The sequence below is a fragment of the Acinetobacter uliginosus genome, from assembly GCF_044130295.1.
In the GTDB taxonomy this organism is placed as follows: domain Bacteria; phylum Pseudomonadota; class Gammaproteobacteria; order Pseudomonadales; family Moraxellaceae; genus Acinetobacter.
The window spans coordinates 19317-39880 of record NZ_JBIQOC010000009.1 but is presented as its reverse complement, the minus strand read 5'-3'; the positions used below and the strand labels follow the sequence as shown (position 1 = coordinate 39880).

The following is a 20564-nucleotide window of genomic DNA, read 5'->3' as shown; positions in this document are numbered from 1 at the left end:
GGACAGCCTTGCCATGAAGCGTATTTTAATCGTCACAGGACAATCTGGATCGGGAAAATCATCTGCCCTGCAGGTGCTTGAAGATTTGGGCTATTACTGTATTGATAATTTACCGCTGGCATTGCTGCCGGAAATTGTGGAAAAACTGGATCGTGACAATAATCTGGAACAGTTGGCGCTGGGCGTAGATGTACGCAGCACCCGTGCAGATTTGCAGGAATTTGATCATGTTTTTGAACAACTGCAGAAATCTGGTTCGGTGGATATCATTTATTTGACCACGCAAGATCAGGAACTGATTTCGCGTTTTAGTGCATCGCGGCGTCCGCATCCTTTAGCCAGTCGTTTTAAAAGCCTGATTGAATGTATACAGGAAGAAAAAACCTTATTGCTTCCGATACAGTTGCGTTCAACGGTACATATTGATACCACCGATAAAAGCGTACATGATCTGAAACATACCTTGTTGTCTAAACTTGGACAATCAGATAACCTCATTTTAATTTTACAATCATTTGGTTATAAACACGGTATTCCGCTTGATGCCGATTATGTCTTTGACGTACGTCATTTGCCGAATCCGCATTGGGATCTGGAATTGCGAAAATATTCAGGTTTGGATTTGCCTGTACAACAGTTTTTGCTGCAAAGTGAACAAACCAATGAAATGTTCCAAGACATTTATCATTTTTTAGATAAGTGGTTGCCTGCCTTTGCAGAAGGGCATCGTCACTATATGACGGTATCCATTGGCTGTACCGGCGGGCAGCATCGTTCCGTATATATCGTAGATAGACTCAAAAAAGCCCTTGAGGAAAAATGGTCTATCCAAGTCCTCCACAGAGAAATGAAGCACTGGTCATGATTGACACAACTGTTGACGTAATTAATAAACTAGGTTTACATGCGCGTGCGTCTGGAAAGCTAATCGAAGTTACCACCAAATTTCGTTCATCGATTCAAATTGGTAAAGGCAACAAATTAGTAGATGCAAAAAATATTATGTCCTTGCTGATGCTCGGTGCAGGCAAAGGCACAACTTTACGTTTAGTGCTTGAAGGTACAGATGAAGAACAGGCTTTATCTGAAATTCAGGCATTATTTGCAGCAAAATTTTACGAGGCAGATTAATCGTGGCACGTCGACCGAACCGTTTTACTGAAGATGACTTTGAAAGTTTAGAAGGGCGGGCGAGTAAAACCGAACAGAAAAAAGCAGTTCAGCGTATGGCTGCTTTAGGTGAGCAACTGGCTCAGTTGAGTATCAAACAAATTAAAAACCTTCCGGTGGAAGAACGTCTGATTGATGCTTTACTGGATGTGCAAACCATCACTTCACATGAAGCACGTCGCCGTCAGTTTCAGCGTGTAGGAAAATTATTGCGTAATGAAGATGAAACCATGATTTTGTCTTACCTTACTCCACAGCAAGGCGCGAAAAAAACTGCGCAGTTGCAACGTTGGGTCGATCGTATGATTGCGCAAGGTGATCCGGTGATTAAAGAATTCATGAAAGCACATAATGCTGCTGAGCATCATGCGATTCGTCAGCATATTTTGCGTATCCATCGTGATATCAAAAATCAGGTGACGGAAGAAGAGCTGGCTGCATCCAAGTTGAAATTGTTTAACTATATTCAGCAAGTGGCTTTGATTTCAGATAATTGATCTTGAGCTTCAGTAATAAAATTAAAAAAGCGACTCGATGGAGTCGCTTTTTTATGCCTTAAGATTGCTCTCTTGCGCTTTGCGACAAAGCAGTGCGTTGTCGCTTGCTCAGGGAGAGAGTTAGAGAGAGGGCTGGTGAGGGAGAGTTACTGAAACTCGCCTGTAGCACGTTCTTTGGCCCAGTCACGCAAGATGAATTTTTGCAGTTTGCCTGTAGATGTCTTTGGAATTTCGGTAATCACCACATCTTTCGGTACTTTAAAACGGGCCAAATGCTGTTTACAGTATTCAATCAGTTCTTCAGCTGTTGCAGTTTTACCTTGTTTGAGTTCCACAAAGGCACATGGAACTTCCTGCCAGCGTGGATCAGGTTTTGCCACTACCGCTGCTGTCAGGACTGCAGGGTGTTGATACAGCACTTCTTCCACTTCGAGTGAAGAAATATTTTCACCGCCGGAAATAATCACATCTTTAGAGCGGTCGGTAATTTTGGCATAGCCATCCGGTTGGCAAACGGCAAGGTCACCGGTATGGAACCAGCCACCAGCAAAGGCTTCGGCGGTTGCTTCAGGATTCTTTAAATAGCCTTTCATGACGATATTGCCGCGGAACATGATCTCACCCATGGTTTTACCATCATGCGGCACTTCGTGCATGGTCTCCGGATCAAGTACTTTCATGCCATCTTGCAGTGGATATGGAACTCCTTGACGAGAGTGCAAGTGAGCCTGTTCCTGAATCGACAGGTCGCTCCAGCCCGCTTGTGATGCACACAGTGCAGAAGGGCCGTAAGTTTCAGTTAAACCATAGACGTGAGTGACATTAATGCCAATATTACGCATGCCTTCAATAATCGCCGCAGGAGGCGCGGCACCGGCCACCATCACTTCAACACGGTGATCAATCTGGGTCTTTTTCTCTTCAGGAGTATTGATCAGCATCGACAGGACAATCGGTGCACCACAGAAGTAGTCGACTTTATGTTCGGCAATCAATTTGAAAATCTGTTCTGCATCAACTTTGCGCAAGCAGACATTGGTACCGCCATTGGCAGCCATGGTCCAGGCAAAGCACCAGCCATTGCAGTGGAACAATGGCAGGGTCCATAAATAGGTCGCGCGAGGCATCATGCCGCAAGCAATGATGTTACTGGCTGCATTAATGTAGGCCCCGCGGTGATGATAGACCACGCCTTTCGGGTTCCCCGTGGTGCCCGAGGTGTAGCTTAAGCTGATGGCATCCCATTCATCTGTGGGTAAATGCCACTCAAAATTGGTATCACCTTGTGCAATCCAGTCTTCATATTCAATCTGGCCAATACGGGTATCTTCACCCTCATATTCTTCATCGGCGACATCAATGACATAGATTTCTTGCGGGATCAGCGCCAAGGCTTCTGTAGCAAGCTGGCTGAATTCGGGGTCAACCAGCAATACCTTGCTTTCGGCGTGTTCCAGCATGAAGGCAACTGTTTTGGCATCCAGACGGGTATTTAAGGTATTCAGTACGGCACCTGCCATTGGTATGGCAAAATGTGCTTCAATCATTGCCGGCACATTAGGCAGCAGTACCGAAACGGTATCATTTTTACCGATCCCGAGTTTTTGGAGTTGGTGGGCAAACTGGCGGCAACGATTATATTTTTCACGCCAGGTAATACGACGTTTACCATGAATAATTGCATTTTGATTCGGGTAAATATAAGCAGCCCGATCCAGATAGCGTAAAGGTGACAACGCTACAAAATTTGCGGGGGTACGCGGTAATTCATCATATGCGCTAACCATGTTAAAACTCCATTCTATATTTGTTTTCATATCCTTTTGAAAAAGATATGCATTTATCAGAAATCTTGCAGTTATGCTTTAGTCGAGTACTATTTGATAATTTTTAACATATTGAAAATTAAAAAATTATTTTATGGTGTGGATTTTTTTTGAACGCATGGGTTTCCATATTTGCTTTTTTAGATATTTTACTCTAAACAGGCAATTTAAATAACATTAGCCAGGAAATAATAATGAAAATACAACAGGCGGATAAAGGATGGCGTAATTGGTCTGGAAGCCAGCAGGCACATCCATAAATTTTTCAACCTCAGCATGTCAATGAATTACAAAAATGAGTCAAATTCTATGGTCATATTCCTGTCGTTGGTGCAAGGCATTCATTTAGTGTGTTGGCCAAGACGGATGAAACTTTGCTTAATCTCGATCAGTTCAAAGGCGTGCTGGCCTTTGATGAAGATAAAAGTCAATGCACAGTTTAAGCGGGTACACGCTTATATGACTTAGGGAAATATGTTGTTCCGATCAATCAGTCTTTAGCCAATCAGGGGGATATTGACCAGCAAAGTCTGGCTGAACTGCAAGGTGCCTTATGAATAGCTACACCCATGTTAAAAGTTTTGCACTATAGCCAGTTACCTGATCTGGAACTGCTGCTGGTGCCGAAATCCTGTGAGATTGACCGGGCTGATTATGTGTTTTTAAGACCCACCCAGAGCGAAGCTGTGATTCCGCAATTTGCTCCGCTTTCTGCCTATGCTCAGTGCAAGTTCTAAGCATGGGATAACTTTAGAGCATAAAAAGGGAAGTGAAAATTCCTTGATTGAGCTAGAGCTAAGGCATTGGCAAATAAATTCAAAATGTGCCAAATTGCGAATTTTATAGGTGAAAAGGTTTAATCCTGTGGATAAGACGTGTAAAATTCGAATCGATTTTTATTTATCCACCGTTTTTATCTTTTGAGGTTCTGCCTCGATCATAATCTCGCGGTGACATGCCCTATGGTACGGGGCATCACTCCTTAAGGATTTTTTTATGCCAATTATCACTTTGCCAAATGGCGATCAAAAACAGTTTGATCAAGCCGTATCTGTGATGGACGTTGCACTGAGCATTGGTCCGGGTCTTGCAAAAAATACAGTTGCGGGTCGCGTAAACGACCGTTTGGTTGATGCGTCTGATCTCATCACTGAAGATGCAACCTTACAAATTATCACGCCTAAAGATGAAGATGGTATTCACATCATTCGTCACTCTTGTGCGCACCTGGTCGGCCATGCAGTTAAGCAATTGTTCCCCGAAGCAAAGATGGTGATTGGCCCGGTCATTGAAGAAGGTTTCTACTATGACATCTGGATGCCACGTCCGTTTACTTTAGATGACTTGGCGGCGATTGAAGAGCGTATGAAAAAGCTCATCGACCAAGACTATGATGTCATCAAAAAAATGACCCCACGCGATGAAGTGATTGCAGAATTCACTGCGCGTGGCGAAGAATACAAACTCCGCTTGATTGAAGACATGCCTGAAGAAACGCAAATGGGCTTGTACTACCATCAAGACTATCTGGATATGTGCCGTGGTCCGCACGTACCGAATACCAAATTCTTAAAATCGTTCAAGCTGACTAAAATCTCTGGTGCTTACTGGCGCGGTGATGCGAAGAATGAACAGCTGCAACGTATTTACGGTACAGCATGGGCGGATAAAAAACAGCTTGCGGCTTATGTAAAACGTATTGAAGAAGCAGAAAAACGCGATCACCGGAAAATCGGTAAAGCTTTAGACTTGTTCCATATGCAGGAAGAAGCACCGGGTATGGTGTTCTGGCATCCGAATGGCTGGACCATTTACCAGGTACTGGAACAGTACATGCGTAAAGTTCAGCAAGATAATGGTTATCTTGAGATTCGTACCCCGCAAGTGGTGGACTTCACGCTTTGGGAAAAATCGGGTCATGCGGCAAACTATGCAGACAACATGTTTACGACTCATTCAGAGAACCGTAACTATGCGGTTAAACCAATGAACTGTCCATGTCACGTACAGGTATTCAACCAGGGGTTGAAATCTTACCGTGATCTTCCGATCCGTCTGGCTGAGTTTGGTTCGTGTCACCGTAACGAGCCATCAGGTTCATTACACGGCATTATGCGTGTTCGTGGCTTTACCCAAGATGATGCACACATTTTCTGTACCAAAGAACAGATTGGAACTGAAGTTGCAGATTTCATTAAATTGACTTTAGATGTGTACAAAGACTTCGGTTTTGAAGACGTTCAAATGAAACTCTCTACACGTCCGGAAAAACGTGTCGGTGATGACAAACTTTGGGACATGGCGGAAAAATCTTTGGCTGATGCTTTAGATGCTGCTGGTCTGGAATGGGAACTGCAACCGGGTGAAGGCGCATTCTACGGTCCTAAGATCGAATTCTCATTGAAAGACTGCCTAGGTCGTGTATGGCAGTGCGGTACCATTCAGTGTGACTTCAACCTGCCAGAGCGTCTGGATGCATCTTACGTAACAGAAGATAACGACCGTGATCAGCCTGTTATGTTACATCGTGCAATTCTTGGTAGTTTCGAGCGTTTTATTGGTATACTGATTGAACACTACGCAGGCTTTATGCCACCTTGGTTGGCACCTACACAAGCGTGCGTGATGAACATTACCGATTCTCAAGCGGAAGCATGTGAGTCAGTCGTCGCTAAACTTAAAGAAAACGGTATTCGTGCCATTTCCGACTTGAGAAATGAGAAAATCGGCTTTAAGATTCGTGAACGTACTTTAGAGCGTATTCCTTACTTACTGGTACTTGGCGACCGTGAAGTAGAGGAAGGTACAGTGAATGTGCGTACCCGCTCAGGAAAAAATTTGGGTACTATGTCAATCGATGCTTTCGTTGACCTAGTAAAAGCAGCCGTTGCCGAACGCGGCCGGTATATTGTGGAGTAAAAGCGATTAAACAGCCTGACCGTAATCAACAGGGCGGTAACAAATCAAACCGTCCTGCTTTGAATGATGAAATTCGTGCAAAAGAAGTCCGTCTTGTAGACGAAAATGGCGAGCAAAAAGGCATCGTAAGCTTAAATGATGCTTTACGTGCAGCTGAAGCTGTCGATCTTGACCTGGTTGAGATTGTTGCAAATGCTGAGCCACCCGTGTGTAAAATCATGGACTTCAACAAGCATTTGTTTGATCTGAAACAAAAGCAGAAAGAAGCGAAGAAAAAACAGCATCAAGTACAGGTGAAAGAAATCAAGCTCCGCCCTGCGACTGATGTTGGTGATTACAACGTAAAATTACGTGCCATTATCAAGTTCCTTGAAGAAGGCAACAAGGTAAAAATCACTTTACGCTTCCGTGGTCGTGAAATGGCTCACCAACAGTTGGGTCTGGCTCAATTGCAAAAAGTTGAAGCAGATGTGGCTGAATTCGGTGTAGTTGAACAAGCACCAAAAATGGAAGGTCGTCAAATGGGTATGCTACTTGGTCCTAAAAAGAAAAAGTAATCCTCTATTGATGAAGAAAGCCCTGCAAAAGCAGGGCTTTTTTATAGCGATGATTTTTTGAATCAGTTTTTTAAGAGATTGTTTCAATTATTTAAAAGACCAGTCATTGACCAGTCTTTTGGGGTGTTATTTTGCTGTCTCCTGTTGAGGTGATGCGAGCTTTTGTATAGTTTTGTTGCCAATTGGAATCTGGCGAGGTAATTTTTCTTCTGGAACATTGCGCTGTAAGTCGATTTTTAACAAACCGTTTGCAAAGTCAGCTTGTTGTACTTCTACATGTTCATCCAGACGTAAAGAAAGTTTAAAGGAACGGTGGGCGATACCTTTGTGTAAAAATTCTACCGTAGTATCCGATTTTTCTTCAACCGCTTTGCCGCTAATGGTCAGAACTTGATTTTCCAGGTTGATCTCGAGTTGGTCTTCGTTAAATCCGGCTGCAGAGACGACAATGCGGTAATTATTATCGCCGGTTTTTTCAATATTGTAATGTGGATAATTCGGTGTTTCACTTTGCATTGCATAGTCAAACAGGTCATTAAAACGGTCAAAACCGATGCTACGTCGGAACAGTGGGGTAAGACTGGAATTGCTCATGGATAGAACCTCCGGTTCTCAGAAAAGTTATAAAAGCATGATGATAATTCTGTAATGGATGGCATAAGTAATGTGAAGCAATATCCTGAATGGATGATTGCTTCATGTCTAATATAAGATTGGGTGGAGGCTTTTCAAGCATCAATATGTAACAACATCCGGGGCTGATTTTTGCCTGAAAATAATGCTTTATATTTAGTGGTTTTATTGATGAATCTATAATTAAATATGCGGATGTATGGTACTAAATCATGCTATAACTGGAATAAATTTTAAGCATGTCATGTAAAACGAAAAAGGCAAAAGGTAGGAAACATGATTGATCTCTATTATTGGGGAACACCCAATGGTCATAAAATTACAATAGCATTAGAAGAAATGGGTTTGGAATACCAAATTTTTCCAGTCAATATTTTAGAAAATGATCAGTTTCAGCCTGACTTTTTACGTATTTCACCTAACAATAAAATTCCCGCGATTGTGGATCAGGACGGACCGCGTGGTGAAGCCATTTCAGTATTTGAGTCTGGGGCAATTTTGCAGTATTTGGGCCGTAAAACCGGATTGTATTATCCAGTAGATGAGCAACAGCGCGTTGAAGTCGAGCAATGGCTAATGTGGCAAATGGGTGGTTTCGGGCCGATGCTGGGGCAGAACCATCATTTTGGCTGCTTTGCACCGGAAAAAATTCCCTATGCCATAGACCGTTATGTCAATGAAACCAAGCGTCTGTACGGTGTGCTGAATAAGCAGCTGATAGGGCAAAAGTATGTGGCGGGCGAGTATTCGATTGCCGATATGGCGATTTTACCGTGGATACTACGCCATGAATGGCAGCAAATTCAGCTTGAAGATTATCCCTATGTGAAAGAATATGTAGATCGCCTGACTGCACGTCCTGCTATTCAGAAAGCATTGTCGATTCAGGTCGCTGGTTAAAATGACTTGAACCACAGTTGTGTTAAGATGGCGATATAGAAAAATAAACCACCCATGCGGTGGTTTTTTATTGGATCAGCACCTTATGAAAGCATTTTTTTTAAATTCAACGCGTATTTTGGAACACAATGCCAAAATCTATTGGAGCATTATCTTTGGTATAGCAGCCTGTTTGATTCTTTTTATTGCCGAAGCCGTGCACATCCAGAATTTTATGGCGACTTTAAATACGCAGGACCAGAATGCTTTATACGCAGCCATCCAGCCTTTGACGCAGCGTTATAGCTATAGCCGTTATCTGATTCTGGTTCTGGCTTTGCTTTGGACAGTTTATGAATACACCTCAACCAAGAAAAAACTCGGGCTTTAAACCGGTAGCAGCCTGATGCCGCCTTACCTGTTACTGTTTATTTCTGCCTTTGGTGCGGCAACTTTATTGCCTTTGCAGTCTGAAGCGGTTTTATTGGCTTTTTTGGCGGAGGGCAGTCATTCAGTTCCTTGGCTACTGTTTGTTGCAAGCTTGGGAAATATTTTGGGATCTTGCGTGAACTGGTGGCTCGGTTTTAAGATTGAACATTACAAAGACAAAAAATGGTTTCCTGTTTCACAGCAGCAAATGGTGAAAGCACAGGCGAAATATCACAAATATGGCTACTGGTCATTATTGTTGAGCTGGGTACCCATCATTGGCGATCCCATTACCCTTATTGCCGGTCTGCTAAAAGAAAATTTTGCCCGATTTTTATTGATGGTTGCAATTGCTAAAATAGGGCGTTACTTGTTTATCTATTTGGCTTTTAGCCTGTTTTAAAAAAACGAGATGCTTTTGCATCTCATTTTTAATTTTGCTTATTCACAGTGATTTAAGTTGAACTTAATCTCATCTTTAAAGCTGGATTTTTTATACAGCCATAAGGTTTTGGCAGTCCGTTTCACCGAAACTTGACTATTTGATACAGCCTGAACGACCTGTTGATCTAAAGCATAAATACCTGAACCCTGTTTCACTTTAACTTTTTTCACATTTCCGTGTTTATTGACCTTAAAGTTAAATTTGACTGTACGATTATGGCCGTTGAGCAATTCAGAATCGATGTCTAGTTGTGGCTGAGTACGGTATGAAAAAGGTGTTTTTCTATTCTGCTGTTGTGCCTGCCAATTTTTCGATTCAAAGTCATAGGGACAGGCTTCAACATCCTCTTGGTCTAACTTTAAACTAAAGGTTTGATAGCCAATGAGAGGTGTTGCCGTGTCATTTTCGATATGGGGTTTGACATGTGCTTCATGCACAGCTTGAACCAGCAGGTTATCCAGATGGCTTAAGCCGGTACTTTCCTGTACGCTGGCCTTGATGACATTACCGGTTTCATCTGCATAAATGCGAATAATGGCACTGCGGTTTTGTTCTTTTAAATCTTCATTTTTATAGTTTGGATGCGGAAATTTGGTCCACTGAATGCGTGTGGTCAAATGCGCGGGAAGGGCTACGCTTTTCTGAACGGTAAGCTGTTTGGTTGCTTTAGATTCAGCACTGTAAACAGTACTGAAGGGTACACACATGAGTAGAGAAAAACACAGTATTTGTTTCATAAATATTTATTTCTTAGTCAAACCAGATATTGCAGCGGTAGCCGGGTATTTTGAGTACGCAGTATTTCCTGAATTGGAAATACTGGCAAGTCTAAAAATTCAATTAATGTTCATGATCATGCACTTTGGTAATGTCGACGCCAAATAAATCGCGGGTTTTTGCCCAGCTCAGCGCCACTACAACCATGGTCATACAGCCCCCAAAGACGGTTGCCATAATGGTGCCCATATATTTAGCGGCTAAACCGGATTCAAAAGCGCCCAGTTCATTACTAGATGAAACAAACATGCCATTCACCGCAGCGACACGGCCACGCATATTTTCTGGCGGATAAATTTGCAGAATGGTCTGGCGGATGACCACTGAAATACTGTCACAGGCACCGGTCATGGCTAAAGCAAATAAAGACAGCCACAGGTTATTCGAGAAGGCAAACAGCAGTGTAAACATGCCAAACCCGGCAACCGCGAGCAACATATTCCGCCATGCATTTTGGGTCGGTGGAAATCTGGTTAAGGCAATCATGGTGATGAGTGCACCAATCGAAGGTGCTGCACGCAAGTAACCCAAACCTTCAGGCCCGACTTTTAAAATATCTTCGGCAAAGATCGGCAGTAAGGCAATGACCCCGCCAAACAGCACCGAAACCAGATCCAGCGAAATGGCCCAGAGCACGATTTTGGTTTTCCAGATAAAGCGGAAACCATCTCCCAAACTTTCGATTAAATTATCCGTTTCAATTTTGGGAAAACTGCGTTTTTGTAGCAGGTTAATTAGGATGAAACAGATGGCCAATAATCCGGCGACTGTCCATAAACTGTTTTCACGGCCTAAAAAAGCCAGCATAAAACCACCAAGCATGGGACCAATAATCACGCCGCTTTGCCAGCCAATGGTGGTCCAAGTCGCGCCATTGGCATAGAGCTCACGCGGGATTAAAAAAGGCTTGAGTGAAGTGGCGGAAGGATTATAGAACCCACGGATGGTTCCCAACGCAAAGATCACCGCGTAAATTCCCCAAGATAGGGCATTTACACTAATTTGAGTCAAGCCATAAGCATGAAATAGCCACCATAAAACCACAGGCAAGGGCACGGCAAAGAACAGACAGATTTTCATGATGGTCTGTTTGTTAAAGCGGTCGGCGAAATAGCCACCCCACAAGGACAAGGCAATAAAGGGAATGGCTTCGGCCAGGCCAATCAAACCCAGCGTCAAAGGGTCTTTGGTAATCTGATACAGCGAATACGCGACAATAATTTCTTGAATTAAAATGGCGAGCGTCAGGCAGAACTGGTTAATCGTGACAATGGAAAAGTCACGATAACGCAGGGCGGCAAAAGCATCCTGTGCAGGGTTCATAGCAGTCCGGTATTCTTATGGTGTGATAATTATAATGCCGAATAGTGGATTTATTAATAAAAACATCCCGCTTTTGATAGTGAAAATAAGACTAAGTGAAACAGATGATTGGCATACTATTTTCGGTATATCTGCTTTTGTTTTGAACAAAGATGCTTTAGAATGTTCGCTCCCTTACCTGCAGGTCGTTTTTGCAATGGTGCAGACGTGCCGAACAGGTGTTTAAAGAGGTTGTTATGGCTAAGTTAAAAACTCGCCGTGGTGCAGCTAAACGTTTTAAAGCGACTGCTAACGGTTTCAAGCGTAAACAAGCGTTCAAACGCCACATTTTGACCAAAAAATCTGCTAAACGTATCCGTCAATTGCGCGGCTGTGTGATGGTTCACGTAAGTGACGTTGCTTCAGTTCGTGCTATGTGCCCATACATCTAAGGAGATTTATAAATGGCTCGTGTAAAACGTGGTGTACAGGCTCATCGCCGTCATAAAAAAATTCTTGCTCGTGCTAAAGGTTACTATGGCGCTCGCTCACGCGTTTACCGCGTTGCGTTCCAAGCAGTAATCAAAGCAGGTCAATACGCTTACCGTGACCGTCGTCAAAAGAAACGTCAATTCCGCGCTTTGTGGATTGCACGTATCAACGCTGGTGCTCGTCAAAATGGTTTGTCGTACAGCCGTATGATCGATGGCTTGAAAAAAGCTCAAGTGATCATCGACCGTCGCGTACTTGCTGACATCGCTATGCATGACGCAGTTGCATTTGCTGCTTTAGCTGAAAAAGCTAAAGGTGCATTAGCTGCTTAATCATCTCTCGATGATTGAAAAAGACCGCTTTTTAGCGGTCTTTTTTATTTTGGCTTTTTAAAATACATTCAATATGGATTTCGGCTTATTTAAGGGTGTGAAATACACGAGAAGCTAATTCAGTTCAATCTAATCAAACTTGCGCTTTGGAAAGCCCGATAATATAAATAGGCCAATGGCAGCAAAGCCAATCGCCTGAATGGCGAGCATCAGCTTATGCTGGGTAGGCAATGCAGAAATTAAGGTAATGAATGCCATCAGCGGCATAATGAACACAAGAATCTCAAAACCTTTCTTATAAGGGTTATCTGCCGCAATTTTTAAGCTTAACGCTCTTAATACATGTATGCCCATACCAATGCCTACACTTATTCCTGTCAACATGGGGGAAAGTTGCTGTACCGTAGAGCAGAGATAAATGATCATACAGGTTGCAATACAGACCATCAGTTTCAGCTCGCGGCTACATTGGTCGGAATACCAGAACTTCAGCATTATTTTTGCTCATCCAAGGGGGCATTTTTATTCAATAAAGACAAGGGTGAAAACAGGCAAATGGCCAAAGCCATAAAACCGATGCCTTGGGCACCGGGGATGAGAATTTCACCATTCTGCATATGCATGAAAATCAGGGCCAACAGCAAGGCAAGAGGAATCCAGACCAAGAGTCGATAGAACAGGCCGGTCGGGTTTTTAGCAGCAAAATGAATTTTACAGTAACGGCAAATCAGGAAAATAATACCTGTACCCATGAACATCAGGATAGCATCCGGTTTTAAAGGTTCCATCCAGTACAGTCCGCCCGTTGCAATTGCGATGACCACAAAGATCAGCAGTTTATGAAGAATGGAAGCTTTAGGATTGAACCAAAATTCGAGCATGTTTTTCTATTGGATGAATAAGAACTAAGGGCACTTTAGCATACGAGTGAGAGGGAAGCACAGATTCAACCTACCTGTAGATTATTTTAAATCTCTTTCTTAAGAGCACACATAACCAGAGAGATAAAAAAAGGAGACATTTTTTGTCTCCCTCATCCTAACCTTCTCTTACACTTAAATTTAAAGCAGTGCTTAAACTTAAGTTCAGGGAGAAGGAATTTTATTCAGCTATTTTTCTGTGGACCCCAATCATAGATTTTCTTTTGATAGGCATACCACATCATCCAGAGGCCAATCAAAATCATCGGTACAGTCAGGAACTGGCCTTTACTCATCCAGCCAATAAATAGCTGGCCATTATCGGGTTCACGGAAGAATTCCACCACAAAACGGGCAATACCATAACCGATCAGGAACAGGGCAGAAACTGCCATACGTGGACGCGGCTTGGAGCTGAACCACCACAATACAATAAACAGGATTAAACCTTCGCCCAAAGCCTGATAAAGCTGTGAGGGATGACGGACCAATTGCAAGGGATCGGTAGGGAAGATCATCCCCAGTGCAAAGTTTGAATCAGAAACCGGGCGGCCATACAGTTCACCACCAATGAAATTGCCAATACGACCGAACATCAGGCCAGTCGGGACACAAGGGGCAATAAAGTCCAGCGTTTGAAACCAGGTTTTCTGGTATTTTTTGCACCAGAATAGCATGGCAAGCATCACACCCAGGAATCCACCATGGAAGCTCATGCCGCCGGTCCAGACCTGAAATAACCATAGTGGATTGGCCATGAACTGTTCAAAGCCATAAAAGAATACGTAGCCTACACGACCACCGACCACGACCCCTAAGGCACCATAGAAGATCAGGTCAGAGACCATGTCAGGTGTCCAGCCATCACGTTGTTTGGTTCTATAGGTGGCAAGTCCCCAGGCAAATAAAAATGCCAGTAAATACATCAATCCATACCAGTGGACTTGTAATGGTCCCAGCGATACCGCAACCGGGTCTATATTTGGATAGGTCAGCATTCCTGTTCCTTGTCATTATGTTTTGCACAGATTTTAGCTGAAACCTGGGAAAAATGTTGTACATTCAATGTGTAAAGATGAAGAGCATGAATTATGTGTATTGTCGCTTTAGCCTGGCAAGTTTTGCCGGATACTCCTCTATGTCTGATTTCCAATCGGGATGAGTTTTATCAGCGGCCGAGTGCAGCATTGTACGCTTGGGAAAACAGTCCGATTATTGCCGGAAAAGATTTGCAGTCCGGTGGTACGTGGATGGGGATTACTGCATCAGGTCGCTGGGCAGTGTTAACCAATTTCAGGGATGCGACCGATAAAATACAGTATCTTACTTCTCGTGGTCATCTGATTCAGGCTTTTCTGGAATCCGATTTAACCCCGATCCGCTTTGCGCAAGCACTGGAAAAACGGCAATGTGACTATGCCGGCTTTAATTTATTTTTAGGTGATTCAAATCAGGCAGTTTATATGAGTAACCGTGGTGAGGCACCGCAGGTGTTAGCCCAAGGCGTGTATGTGGTGTCAAATGGTTTAATGACCGAGCATTGGGAAAAGACCCGACATCTGCGTAAACGTTTTACCCAGGAATTTTTGCCCATGCTCCAGCAGGCAGCGACACCCGAAGCAGATCTGGAATTTGCGGTTTGGGACATTCTGGAAGATGAACGGAAAATTATTCCCGAGCTTTTGCCTCAAACCGGCATTAGTCTGGAGATGGAGGAATTACTCTCTTCGACCTTTATTCAAAGCCCGGTCTATGGTACGCGTTGTTCCAATTTTCTACGGATGAAAAATCAGCAATGGCAATGGCAGGAAAAATCCCAGCAAGGGGACACCCAGGGCAATATTATCCAGATAAATTTACCTTTAAGCCCATAAAAAATGCCGACACGAGGTCGGCATTTTTAGAAGGCAGTTTATTTACTTGGTATTGCTTTCTTTTGCATTGATGGAGCGATTGGGTCAGCCGTAATATAACCCACCGCCGCAGCGAACTTTTTGTTGTAGTTTGCATCAATTGCAGTGTCAATTTGCATCAGTAAATCTGCGCTTAAGCCGCTACGTGCACCAGTTACAGCATCTATTTTATAGAAACGATTCCATTCATCACCCGGGTGCTGGAAGTTACTCATGATGTAGGTCCAACCATTCACTTCATCTACTGCATGCAAACCTGTTGATTCTGCACCTGCTGGGGTAGATAAGATACGGTCCAATGTTTTTGCATCAACATTATATGCCCATAGATAGTTATTTAAATGGTTGCCTGAATCTTCACCGATAAACAAAGTGCGTAGTTTTTCTGAGAACTTTAAGTTATCTGGACTGGCAATTTTTTCTGGATTTGCCGTATTACCAAAAGTATCAATGCTAATATCTTCACCCATTAGTAACATATGACTTTGCGCAGGTATCCATTCACTTTGAATAAGTGTTCCTGTGCTGTCAACTTGATTACCTTTAAGGTCATGTGCAAGCACGCCACCGGCTTTTAATGCTTTTGCGAATTTAATATTATGCGCAGCAACGTAACTGCTTGTATTTACAACCATTGAGTCTTGTATGTTGGCAAGTGCTGAGTAAGCCACTTTATCCTTGATATTTACCGTTGTGCCTTCCATTTTGGTAAATGCCATGCTCGCACCCATCAGGGTCGCATAACGATGAGTTTCCAGGAAAGCGGCTGCTTTTTCCATACCTGGTTTGAGTTTGACCCAAAGCTTTTTCTTCGCCAATGTGATTTCAGTATAGCTGGCATCATTTGGATTTACGTTTAAGCTTTCCATGATGTCTGTTGGTTGAATATTCTGAACATTAACCAGATCTTCAATTTCTTTGCTGGTTGCAGAACCAAGCTTAATCCACTCGATACGTGCTGTAGAGGTTTCATTTAATTCATCTTTGTATTTAGCAGCATAGAGTGTTCCCGCAGAAAGGTCTTTCTCTTTATCTGCAATGAACATAAAGAAACCGCCATTGGTATAGTCATCACCCATGATGACGGTTTTATTGTCAGGCATGACCTGAACCAGTTCATGTGAAATACGACCTAAACAATAATGCTTCTTGATGCTACCTGTACCATCTAAGTTCACGATCACTTCGGGTAAATGGCCATAGTTATATGGTTTTACTTTGGTCATATCATTATTAAAGAAATATTTTCCAAATCCAGTTGGAGCTGGACCACCAATGCCTTGGCCGAAAGCATCAGGTTCATATTCTTCACTTGAAAGATGGGTATTCCACGGAGAAAGACTTGCACCACAAGTAATCCATAAACCGTGCACCGGTGCAGTATTCACGTTGAAATATTTTTTAAGTTCTAGATGACCTGTTTTTTGATCTTGGTCAAGTGTAAGAATAGCAATTGGAGAAGGCAATTGACCGTAGGTATCTGCACCTGACTGGTCTTTTGAATTATATTCAAACTGAACCACATGGAATACTGGGGTTGTCACACCGTCTACTTTTGCATCGTTCAAATGAATTAAAGATGAGCCATCTGGAGCATCAGAAAAGAACTGACGTTCTTGTCCTACGACGGATTTATCCATAATCGGGTTGCCATTTACATCAAAATAGCCACCGGCAACAATTGTTCCACCACCATGTTTTGGCACAGTTTGACCTGTAACAAAGAAGGGTTTATATGCAAGCTGATATTCTGTATTTGTTGCATCATCCCAAGTAATTTGTAGTTTTGATTTAACCGATGTCGTCGCTATGTCAGCAACCGTGTTCGGTGCAGCCATTGGGGTAAATTTAGCACTTTTAAAATTGACAGGTTTTGTCGGTGGAGTGGTAATGATGTCTGAATCACTATTATTACACCCCGTTAATGCTGCTGTTGTGGCCATTGCCCCAAGCGGTAAAAAAGGAATTCCAGAAAACCATTTTAAAAGATCGCGACGAGTTGGCTGATGAGAAGTGGTTGTCATATTAAATCCGTAAAGTGTAATTAAGTTATTGTTTAGTTGATTATCATGAGCGATTGTATAAACGGGTGATGACAGTTTTTTTACACTTTTTGGTCAATTTAAAGACAATTTATTTTATTTAAAAATAATAAAATCAATATCTTAATATATATAAATAAAAACTCCAAACTTGCATTTTAGGTTTGGAGCCGGGTAAAAGTAGTGTGATTATGGTTTGAATGCATGGCGCTTTTCTAACATCTTTCCAAGAAATAATCCTATTTCAAATAATAACCACATGGGAATGGCAAGCATCACCATGGAAAGTGCATCCGGTGGCGTCACAAACATGGCGACAAAGAAACAGCCCACCACAATAAAGCGTCGCTTTTCTGCCAGACTTTGCGTGCTGACCACACCAATCAGAATTAGGACTAAAGTGACAATTGGGATTTCAAAGGTTAATCCAAACACCAAAAACAATTTTAAACAAAAGCCTAAATAACTGTTGATGTCGGTCATTGGTGCAACGCTCTCTGGCGACACACTGATAAAGAAATGCAAAATTGCTGGCAAGGTAATGAAGTAGGCGAAAGCTATGCCTAAGTAAAATAAAGAAATACTACCAGCTAAAAGTGGAATAGCGAGGTGACGCTCTTTTTCATACAGGGCAGGGCGTACAAATGACCATAGGAAGTAGATGATTACCGGCATTGCCAACATCAAGGCCACAAATAAATTCAGCTTAAACGGTGCCATAAAGGTTGCAGTAACATCGGTGGCAATCATGGTGGAACTGACAGGCAGTTGTTGTCTGAGCGGTTCCGACAAAAGCTGATAAGTATAATTGCGAAATGGCAATAAGCAGAAGAACAGCAGCAGGGTAATACCAACGATTTTAAATAGATACTGACGCAGAACGATTAAATGCTGCATCACAGGCATTTGTTCCAGATTTTCAGTCTCTGATTTGACTTCAGCAGCAGGCAATTGACTTTGGCTCATACGGCAATCTTCAATGTAGAGGGGAGATAAGAGCGTGAAACCTTGACTGCATCAGCGCCATGTAACTGAACAAAATTCGCTGAAAAGGGTGTCAAACGACACGGACTGAGCCAGGTATAACGGGGGGAAGATGGCTCGTGAGTCTTTTCTTGTTGTGTTGACTGGGTTAAATGATCCAGCTGCTTTTGCAAGCGTTGTTCTATTTCTGTCATGCGGTCAATTTCTTTCTGAATTTCTTCACGAAATTCTGAAAGTTTCAGTTCCCGATCGACTTCGGTTTGCACACTATGAATAAAGCGCTTCGCTTTACCATACCATTTCGCGGCAAAACGCGCAGCTTCGGGCAGTTTTTCAGGACCCAAAACCAGCAGTGCAATAATGGCAAAGCACAGCAGTTCAGTCATACCGACATTTAGCATGGCTGCACTCGTTTAGCTTTTTACAGTATTTTCAGTGTTTTTAACCTGAGCATCAATGGTGCGGGGCTCTTGCAGTTGAGCATGTTCAGCATCATCATCTTTAATCGATTTTTTAAAATCCTTAACGGCACCCCCGATATCTTTACCCAGATTTTTCAGTTTGGATGTGCCAAACAATAAAATCACCACAATTGCAAAAATGACAACGTGCCAAATTGATAATCCTGCCATGAAAATATCCTCATTTTTATTGAGAACTATCTCAACAGGTCTGTATGACATTGCCGTGACGTTTCTGTTTCGGTTTTAAGACAAAGTGATTCATGGCTAGATGAATATGAAAAATGAGCCCTGCAAGATCATGTTTGAATATCAGCTGTGCTAGGATGGACTTCTTCAGTAAAAAACCAAGTTTGCACCCTCATGGCACTGATTCTTCCTCTTATTTCTTTTCTTGCCGGATATTGGGGAGTGCATGTTTTAAAGCCGATCCGGCCATTATTGGCAGCTTTGCTGGCCCGTCTCTTTATACCCCTGCTGATCATTTACAATATGGTGTTTTATAAAGAAGGTAGTCTGTGGCTGATCGGTTTCAGCTTGTTCAGTTCGATTATTTTCTTTAGTGGTTTTTATTATTTTCAACAAGACAAATTACGTGCTCTGTGTTTTAGTTATTTGAATGGTGCATGGTTAGGTCTTCCTTTTGCTTTAGCCGTCTTTGGACCGGAAGCCAGCAGCACCATTGTTGCCTTGTATATCGGCGGTTCTTTATTTGGCAATATCTGTGCAGTGATGTCGGTGAGTGAAACCCGGCAGGATAAGGGATTTATTATTAAAAATGTAATGCTTTCGCCCCCTGTCATTGCCTTGACCACGGCTGCTGTTTTGTCATTCTGGGACTTTAGCAGCTATGAATCTCATCCCGTAATACAGCTGATTTACCAGGCCAATAAAGTCTTGGTGACCTTTGCCGGTATGTGTGTTTTGGGTATGTGGCTGAGTAAGGTCAGGATTGGCTGGAGTGATTTGAAACGTAGCTTATTGATCATCAGTAGCCGTATGTTATTGTCTGTTTTATTGTGTGCAGCAGCTTATCTATTTTTGCCTATTCCTCATCAAATGCTGACCTATGCCGTGATGTTGATGTTCTTTCTATTGCCGCCGGCGGCCAATATTGTGGCGCTGGAAACGCATTATCAAGGCACCGGCTATTCAGCAAAATATATTGCGTCGGGTACTGTGGCCAGTGCGATATTGATTGGGGTTTATGGGGGAATACTTCATCTTTTATTGCCCTCCCTCTAACTCCCTCCCAGAGGGAGGGAGAATATCAATCTAAAATATATTGGGATTGAATTACATGTAATCCCTTCTGCTAGAAGGATAGGTTGATTAATAAGGAAATTACTTCTCTAGGCTCGCTTTAAACAACTGCATCACCTGACCACGATGGCTGATTTTATTTTTATCTTCCTTACTCATCTCTGCACTAGAAATACCCAGTTCAGGCAACCAGAATAGCGGGTCATAACCAAAACCATTTTCACCTCGGGGCGCTTCTAGCACTTCACCTGTCCAGATGCCCTGAAAAATTTGAGGCAGCGGATCTTCAGCATGCTGAACCAGCGCAAGTACGCAAACAAACATGCCCTCAATACTTTCACCTTCTTTACGCAGCGGTTTAAGTCGGGTTAACAGTTTTTCATTATTGGCTGCATCATTGCCATGTTCGCCGGCAAAGCGAGCAGAATAAATACCTGGCGCACCATCCAGTACAGGAACACAAATCCCGGAATCATCGGCAATCGCCGGTTTGCCTGAAATTTTAGATGCATGACGGGCTTTAATAATGGCATTTTCAACAAAGCTCAAACCATCTTCAATCGCATCTTCAATATTCAGTTTGCCTTGAGGGATTACCTCAACAGGCAGATTTAACTCGGCAAACATTTTTTCAAATTCAGCAATCTTTCCTTTGTTGTTGCTTGCCAGTACCAGTGTTCCTTGCGATAACCAATCTTGTGCAGACATTCTATAAAAGCTCTA

25 protein-coding genes are annotated in these 20564 nt (G+C 42.7%); 13 read left to right on the top strand and 12 right to left on the bottom strand.

Features of this window, described 5'->3' with window-relative positions:
- The first annotated feature begins 13 nt into the window (after window positions 1–13).
- The 3 genes from rapZ to yjgA are packed head-to-tail and all read left to right on the top strand — an operon-like array spanning window position 14 to window position 1667.
- On the top strand, window positions 14–865 hold the full coding sequence (gene rapZ, locus ACE01T_RS03320; RefSeq protein WP_395518735.1) for an RNase adapter RapZ: 852 nt from the start codon (window positions 14–16) through the stop codon (window positions 863–865).
- Window positions 862–1131 (top strand): HPr family phosphocarrier protein, encoded by a 270-nt coding sequence (locus tag ACE01T_RS03315; RefSeq protein ID WP_086195384.1) that lies wholly within the window; start codon window positions 862–864, stop codon window positions 1129–1131. The genes rapZ and ACE01T_RS03315 overlap by 4 nt, the downstream gene beginning before the upstream one ends.
- Window positions 1132–1133: 2 nt before the next feature.
- Complete coding sequence (gene yjgA / locus ACE01T_RS03310; protein WP_086195385.1) at window positions 1134–1667, top strand: ribosome biogenesis factor YjgA; 534 nt, start codon at window positions 1134–1136, stop codon at window positions 1665–1667.
- A gap of 146 nt (window positions 1668–1813) precedes the next feature.
- Here the strand turns inward: yjgA and ACE01T_RS03305 are convergent, their stop codons facing one another.
- Window positions 1814–3454 (bottom strand): acyl-CoA synthetase, encoded by a 1641-nt coding sequence (locus tag ACE01T_RS03305; RefSeq protein WP_086195386.1) that lies wholly within the window; start codon window positions 3452–3454, stop codon window positions 1814–1816.
- 608 nt (window positions 3455–4062) lie between these two features.
- Between ACE01T_RS03305 and ACE01T_RS03295 the strand changes: the two genes are divergently transcribed.
- From ACE01T_RS03295 to infC, 3 genes are all read left to right on the top strand, one after another.
- Window positions 4063–4230, top strand: coding sequence for a hypothetical protein (locus tag ACE01T_RS03295; RefSeq protein ID WP_171263151.1), 168 nt, complete (start codon window positions 4063–4065; stop codon window positions 4228–4230).
- A 259-nt stretch (window positions 4231–4489) separates the two neighbouring features.
- Entirely contained in the window at window positions 4490–6412 is a 1923-nt protein-coding gene (gene thrS / locus ACE01T_RS03290) for a threonine--tRNA ligase (protein ID WP_180174233.1), read from the top strand.
- A 5-nt stretch (window positions 6413–6417) separates the two neighbouring features.
- Window positions 6418–6969 carry a translation initiation factor IF-3 gene (gene infC, locus ACE01T_RS03285; RefSeq protein WP_086195388.1) on the top strand — a complete coding sequence of 184 codons (552 nt, stop codon included), beginning with the start codon at window positions 6418–6420 and terminating at the stop codon, window positions 6967–6969.
- Between the two features lie 126 nt (window positions 6970–7095).
- Here infC and ACE01T_RS03280 read toward each other — a convergent pair whose 3' ends face one another.
- Window positions 7096–7563, bottom strand: coding sequence for an Hsp20 family protein (locus ACE01T_RS03280; protein WP_395518734.1), 468 nt, complete (start codon window positions 7561–7563; stop codon window positions 7096–7098).
- 315 nt (window positions 7564–7878) lie between these two features.
- Between ACE01T_RS03280 and ACE01T_RS03275 the strand changes: the two genes are divergently transcribed.
- The 3 genes from ACE01T_RS03275 (at window position 7879) to ACE01T_RS03265 (ending at window position 9313) form a co-directional block, all read left to right on the top strand.
- A complete protein-coding gene (locus tag ACE01T_RS03275) occupies window positions 7879–8502 on the top strand; it encodes a glutathione S-transferase N-terminal domain-containing protein (RefSeq protein WP_395518733.1) in 624 nt (207 codons plus the stop codon).
- Between the two features lie 85 nt (window positions 8503–8587).
- Window positions 8588–8872 (top strand): hypothetical protein, encoded by a 285-nt coding sequence (locus ACE01T_RS03270; RefSeq protein WP_086195392.1) that lies wholly within the window; start codon window positions 8588–8590, stop codon window positions 8870–8872.
- Window positions 8873–8887: 15 nt separating this feature from the next.
- Window positions 8888–9313 (top strand): YqaA family protein, encoded by a 426-nt coding sequence (locus ACE01T_RS03265; RefSeq protein WP_395518732.1) that lies wholly within the window; start codon window positions 8888–8890, stop codon window positions 9311–9313.
- A 38-nt stretch (window positions 9314–9351) separates the two neighbouring features.
- On the opposite strand, the gene ACE01T_RS03260 is transcribed toward ACE01T_RS03265, so the two are convergent.
- Together ACE01T_RS03260 and ACE01T_RS03255 are read right to left on the bottom strand one after the other, a co-directional pair.
- Entirely contained in the window at window positions 9352–10092 is a 741-nt protein-coding gene (locus ACE01T_RS03260) for a TonB family protein (protein WP_395518731.1), read from the bottom strand.
- Window positions 10093–10195: 103 nt separating this feature from the next.
- The gene (locus tag ACE01T_RS03255) at window positions 10196–11455 is read right to left on the bottom strand and encodes an MFS transporter (protein ID WP_180043696.1); all 1260 of its coding nucleotides are present in this window, start codon (window positions 11453–11455) and stop codon (window positions 10196–10198) included.
- 236 nt (window positions 11456–11691) lie between these two features.
- Here ACE01T_RS03255 and rpmI point away from each other — a divergent pair, with 236 nt between their 5' ends.
- Window positions 11692–11886, top strand: coding sequence for a 50S ribosomal protein L35 (rpmI, locus tag ACE01T_RS03250; protein ID WP_004637967.1), 195 nt, complete (start codon window positions 11692–11694; stop codon window positions 11884–11886).
- A gap of 12 nt (window positions 11887–11898) precedes the next feature.
- Window positions 11899–12258, top strand: coding sequence for a 50S ribosomal protein L20 (rplT, locus tag ACE01T_RS03245; RefSeq protein WP_004867327.1), 360 nt, complete (start codon window positions 11899–11901; stop codon window positions 12256–12258).
- Window positions 12259–12387: 129 nt separating this feature from the next.
- Here rplT and ACE01T_RS03240 read toward each other — a convergent pair whose 3' ends face one another.
- The 3 genes from ACE01T_RS03240 to lgt form a co-directional block, all read right to left on the bottom strand.
- Complete coding sequence (locus tag ACE01T_RS03240; RefSeq protein WP_180174227.1) at window positions 12388–12753, bottom strand: hypothetical protein; 366 nt, start codon at window positions 12751–12753, stop codon at window positions 12388–12390.
- Entirely contained in the window at window positions 12753–13139 is a 387-nt protein-coding gene (locus tag ACE01T_RS03235; RefSeq protein WP_086195397.1) for a hypothetical protein, read from the bottom strand. Before ACE01T_RS03235 ends, ACE01T_RS03240 begins: the two co-directional genes overlap by 1 nt.
- A gap of 224 nt (window positions 13140–13363) precedes the next feature.
- Window positions 13364–14176, bottom strand: coding sequence for a prolipoprotein diacylglyceryl transferase (gene lgt, locus ACE01T_RS03230; RefSeq protein WP_180174226.1), 813 nt, complete (start codon window positions 14174–14176; stop codon window positions 13364–13366).
- A 93-nt stretch (window positions 14177–14269) separates the two neighbouring features.
- On the opposite strand from lgt, the gene ACE01T_RS03225 reads away from it, so the two are divergent.
- Window positions 14270–15052 carry an NRDE family protein gene (locus ACE01T_RS03225; protein WP_395518730.1) on the top strand — a complete coding sequence of 261 codons (783 nt, stop codon included), beginning with the start codon at window positions 14270–14272 and terminating at the stop codon, window positions 15050–15052.
- 38 nt (window positions 15053–15090) lie between these two features.
- Here ACE01T_RS03225 and ACE01T_RS03220 read toward each other — a convergent pair whose 3' ends face one another.
- The 4 genes from ACE01T_RS03220 to tatA all read right to left on the bottom strand — a co-directional run bounded on the left by ACE01T_RS03220 (window position 15091) and on the right by tatA (window position 18749).
- Complete coding sequence (locus tag ACE01T_RS03220; RefSeq protein ID WP_395518729.1) at window positions 15091–17115, bottom strand: PhoX family protein; 2025 nt, start codon at window positions 17113–17115, stop codon at window positions 15091–15093.
- A gap of 207 nt (window positions 17116–17322) precedes the next feature.
- Window positions 17323–18099, bottom strand: coding sequence for a twin-arginine translocase subunit TatC (gene tatC / locus ACE01T_RS03215; RefSeq protein ID WP_300043774.1), 777 nt, complete (start codon window positions 18097–18099; stop codon window positions 17323–17325).
- Window positions 18096–18518, bottom strand: a complete 423-nt coding sequence (gene tatB / locus ACE01T_RS03210; protein WP_300043776.1) for a Sec-independent protein translocase protein TatB — start codon at window positions 18516–18518, stop codon at window positions 18096–18098. Before tatB ends, tatC begins: the two co-directional genes overlap by 4 nt.
- 12 nt (window positions 18519–18530) lie before the next feature.
- Window positions 18531–18749 carry a Sec-independent protein translocase subunit TatA gene (gene tatA / locus ACE01T_RS03205; protein WP_180174221.1) on the bottom strand — a complete coding sequence of 73 codons (219 nt, stop codon included), beginning with the start codon at window positions 18747–18749 and terminating at the stop codon, window positions 18531–18533.
- 192 nt (window positions 18750–18941) lie between these two features.
- Here tatA and ACE01T_RS03200 point away from each other — a divergent pair, with 192 nt between their 5' ends.
- Entirely contained in the window at window positions 18942–19823 is an 882-nt protein-coding gene (locus ACE01T_RS03200) for an AEC family transporter (protein WP_300043780.1), read from the top strand.
- A gap of 99 nt (window positions 19824–19922) precedes the next feature.
- Here ACE01T_RS03200 and rdgB read toward each other — a convergent pair whose 3' ends face one another.
- Window positions 19923–20549, bottom strand: a complete 627-nt coding sequence (rdgB, locus tag ACE01T_RS03195) for an RdgB/HAM1 family non-canonical purine NTP pyrophosphatase (protein WP_395518728.1) — start codon at window positions 20547–20549, stop codon at window positions 19923–19925.
- Between the last annotated feature and the right edge of the window lie 15 nt (window positions 20550–20564).